Source organism: Candidatus Babeliales bacterium (genome assembly GCA_035288105.1).
Classification (GTDB): Bacteria; Babelota; Babeliae; order Babelales; family Vermiphilaceae; genus SOIL31.
In genome coordinates this window covers 1-3,548 of sequence record DATEAY010000011.1, presented here as the reverse complement: position 1 = coordinate 3,548, position 3,548 = coordinate 1, and the positions used below count along the sequence as shown (strand labels likewise).

General features: G+C 34.4%; 6 protein-coding genes. 3 read left to right on the top strand and 3 right to left on the bottom strand.

Annotated features, from left to right (window positions below):
- The 3 genes from VJJ26_00435 to VJJ26_00425 all read right to left on the bottom strand — a co-directional run.
- Nucleotides 1-681 (bottom strand): hypothetical protein (locus VJJ26_00435; protein ID HLC06627.1); only part of this gene is annotated, 681 nt, incomplete at its 3' end.
- Nucleotides 682-1,017: 336 nt separating this feature from the next.
- Nucleotides 1,018-1,230, bottom strand: a complete 213-nt coding sequence (locus tag VJJ26_00430) for a hypothetical protein (protein HLC06626.1) — start codon at nucleotides 1,228-1,230, stop codon at nucleotides 1,018-1,020.
- Between the two features lie 282 nt (nucleotides 1,231-1,512).
- Complete coding sequence (locus tag VJJ26_00425) at nucleotides 1,513-1,914, bottom strand: hypothetical protein (protein ID HLC06625.1); 402 nt, start codon at nucleotides 1,912-1,914, stop codon at nucleotides 1,513-1,515.
- A 179-nt stretch (nucleotides 1,915-2,093) separates the two neighbouring features.
- On the opposite strand from VJJ26_00425, the gene VJJ26_00420 reads away from it, so the two are divergent.
- The 3 genes from VJJ26_00420 to VJJ26_00410 all read left to right on the top strand — a co-directional run bounded on the left by VJJ26_00420 (nucleotide 2,094) and on the right by VJJ26_00410 (nucleotide 3,375).
- Complete coding sequence (locus VJJ26_00420) at nucleotides 2,094-2,645, top strand: hypothetical protein (protein HLC06624.1); 552 nt, start codon at nucleotides 2,094-2,096, stop codon at nucleotides 2,643-2,645.
- A 75-nt stretch (nucleotides 2,646-2,720) separates the two neighbouring features.
- Nucleotides 2,721-3,071: a type II toxin-antitoxin system RelE/ParE family toxin gene (locus VJJ26_00415; GenBank protein ID HLC06623.1), complete on the top strand. Its 351-nt coding sequence runs from the start codon at nucleotides 2,721-2,723 to the stop codon at nucleotides 3,069-3,071.
- Nucleotides 3,064-3,375, top strand: coding sequence for a helix-turn-helix domain-containing protein (locus VJJ26_00410; protein ID HLC06622.1), 312 nt, complete (start codon nucleotides 3,064-3,066; stop codon nucleotides 3,373-3,375). The genes VJJ26_00415 and VJJ26_00410 overlap by 8 nt, the downstream gene beginning before the upstream one ends.
- Nucleotides 3,376-3,548: the final 173 nt, after the last annotated feature.

Sequence of the window (3,548 nt, the reverse complement as noted above, 5' to 3'; positions counted from 1 at the left end):
TTGATCAACAGCAATCATCGCTCTTTCTGGCGCAGCAAACATAACCTTTTCTGGCGCCATATCAGCAGGATCCATCTTAAGAAGTCCAAGCAATCCTATAATATGCGTTGTATGATGAGCTTTTGGTTGTTCATCTCTTTCTCCAACCAATTTAAGACCATATTCTTCGGCAGCACCTGACAACGTCCCTTTAAGAAAATTACGTACTGATACTACAACATTCCATCCTGTGCGTTTTTTTAATTCATGTGCTGTACTAAAAAAATGAAATATATCGCCAATACCTACTTTATCAGTCCTTATCAATACTACCTTTTCTTCCTTGGAATGTGCATTATCAATTTGTTCCTGTGAAATACATTCTTGTTCTGGAATACCAAGCAAAACATCAAAACTGCTCCAATGTTCTGTTGGTTGTCGCTGCGCCATTAAACATGCTGCTAGATTCAATTTCGCCATATTCTGGTCATAATCGTTGCCTACCTTATCATCTAAAAGCTTTTTGTAACGATCTGCTGCATCTTTCCATTTACGATCTTGATGTAATTCATTTGCCTGTTTATATGGATTGTTTTGATTATAAAACCACATTGCATTCATTGGCCCCTGTTCGGCGCCGTCCAACATACCGCTAGACATACATGCAATTGGTAGTAAAAATAAACTGCTATATCTCTTCATCCTATCTTCACCCTTTCAAAAAAAACGATGTGTTGTATATTACTGCAACGCAATATACAACACATCTTGTGTAAAATCAAAAACAACAATGGCGTTTTGGTAAGTTATCAAATATTTTTTACTCAATGTTTCTCAAAAATAATATGAATAAAAAAACCAAAGAAAATCATATTAATAACACTCGTAAGCAAAAATATCGGAAATATGATTTTTTCTAATTGCAGATTTCCCATAAAAAACATCACTACCCATACCATTGTCAAAGCCGCACTCAATGAATATAAAATCATGCAGCATTGTTTTTTTGTCATAGCAACTCCTATCTTTTTTCTTTTATTAAGCGCCCATAACTAGAACAACTGCCGGAGCTATTACGTAAAGAATAATCGCAATAACAAAATGGCAAAGTACGGCTGTTTCAAATCCTTTTTTCCAGAAAATAACTCCCAGCACCATATCTGTAGCAAAACCAATGATAGGATCAATCATGAATACCATACCAAATTGCCATATCCATGGAACAATATTATGTAATACCGCAACTAACACTACGCTTACATGATTTATAGCCGTGACAGAAATATTTTTTGTTATTTTTTTTATAAGTAATGCAAGCCCACAAAGACAAAAAAGAAGTAAAAATACATCGTAGTTAAGAACACTGCATACCGCGAGTAACGATTTATAAAGTAAATTTCGACCGGCCTAAAGGCCGGCGCTTTTTAAAAGGAATAATCAAGATTAAATTTACCCAAGATCTCGACTTATTGCCTCAATCTTGCTCATATGACTCGCATTCATCCCCGGCTTTAAAAAGCCAGGGTTTTCTGCTCAGTTAAATAAAAAATCTGGACCTTTATAAAAAAACAGACTTAGGAAAGGACTTGGAGTTACAGCGTTAACTATTAATACTGCACCAGCATATAATGTACCAACCACAACTGCAGGTTTAAAAATATCTTTAGCAAAATTATAATGCCCATCTAAAAATAAAAGCTTCGCTTCTACCTTTTTAGCAAAATCCATACCTAACGATAATAAAAACCCATAAATGCTAATGTTAAATATAACGTCTACGACTAATAAAAACCAACCTATAGACTTCTGCAACGCTAGGGGAGATGATTCACTTATAGCTATACTACCATCCATAAATAGTAACATTGCGGTTGAGATAACTATAATTACAGACATCAATACCCACAACAACATAAAATACTGCTTTTTGGTCATATCCAATCCTCATCTATAAAAAATTATAAAACATCTCACAACAATACTCACTAACATATTGCTCTAAAAAGAAGATAGTTTCTGTACTTATCCCCCAAAGCATTGACGCAGTTCTATTGTGTTAGATACATTCACCAGTAATACAATTATGAAAAATTTTATAAAAAAGGGGATGTTTGATGAAAAAGATAATTATGCAAATGTATGTAGTAATCACCGCAATCGCACTTATTCATGGAACATGCATCACTGCTGCACAAGAACAGTATCAATCCACACTTCTCAGGGAAGAAATGGCAAGTCTTGGAGACTATATCGCCTTGGAAGTCACCACATATCTAAGAGACAACACTCAATCTGCAAGAGTCATCGCTTCTCTTGAAAACATTACAACTTCCGATGATGCTGTAAAATTTGCTGTATCAACAATCATTACCGCTATTAAAAACAATGATACTTTTATGGCAACACAAATGCTTGGCGCATTGCTAAAAGATCTAAATGCAGCCTACAACACAAACTTTAAAACAGATGATATTATTCGCAATATCGCTAACCCAACACCGGTATCTCCAATCAGTTCTGCGTCAGAAACAAACATTTCATCTAAAAAGCCAGATCAAAATATTCAGATATGGATCAGTAGAATATGGGAAAACATACAATATTACATGAACCGTGCATACGAGGCGGGTAAAAATCTCATCGCTGGGCAAAAAACAACATTTTAAAACAGGACTTGATAAATTAAACTTTGAAATCTCCACGACTTGACAGCCTATACTACTACGCAGTATGGTTGTAATATGAAAAGAAAAATAATTCAAACTAAACAGTTTAGCAAAACGATCGATAGTCTCTTTAAAAAAAGACAACTTCTTCTTGAAGACTTTAATGATCTGCAAAGACAATTAATAGACTTTCCAGAAATAGGCGATCTCATTGTTGGTACTGGTGGAGTACGCAAAGCGAGATTAAAATCAGCCTCAGGTGGCAAAAGTGGCGGATTTAGAATTTGTTATTATTTTTTAACACAAGACAATGAATTATTCCTTCTTTTAATATATGCAAAAAATGTGCAAGAAAATTTAACCGCCCAAGAAAAAAAAGAACTTAAAAACCTAGTGAGCATATTGAAGGGACAAAACAATGAGTAACAAATTTTTCAAGGATTTAAAAAAAGGACTTGAAGAAGCTATCGAATATAAAAAAAGCAAGCTCGATCTTAGAACAGAAGGGTTGCAAATACCAGAACCACCGGCTCAATATAAAGCAAAACAAATCAAAAAAATTCGTGAAAAAAATCACTACTCTCAAGGAATATTTGCAAAAGTACTTAATGTAAGCATTAAAACGGTTCAATCTTGGGAATCAGGGCAACGCGTGCCAAGTCACGCTACATTGCGACTACTAGAAATAGTGGACAAAGGACTATACCGTCCAGAAATTTATAAAAAATAAAAATGGCACCGAAAAAAAACAGTGCCATTTTCTGTAAAATCAAAACTACAACGACATGGATGCAAAATACTTTATTACATCATCCAACTGACGTTTCTTTTTTACTACAAAAACTTTCTTATCTGTAGAACATGCTTGTAAAAAAGCCATAACTTCTGGCTTTTGTTTGTTAT

Excerpts from the sequence above, each read along its gene's own strand:
- VJJ26_00410 (HLC06622.1), top strand. The coding sequence starts at position 3,064 with ATGAGTAACAAATTTTTCAAGGATTTAAAAAAAGGACTTGAAGAAGCT.
- VJJ26_00415 (HLC06623.1), top strand. The coding sequence starts at position 2,721 with ATGAAAAGAAAAATAATTCAAACTAAACAGTTTAGCAAAACGATCGAT.
- VJJ26_00420 (HLC06624.1), top strand. The coding sequence starts at position 2,094 with ATGAAAAAGATAATTATGCAAATGTATGTAGTAATCACCGCAATCGCA.
- VJJ26_00425 (HLC06625.1), bottom strand. The coding sequence starts at position 1,914 with ATGACCAAAAAGCAGTATTTTATGTTGTTGTGGGTATTGATGTCTGTA.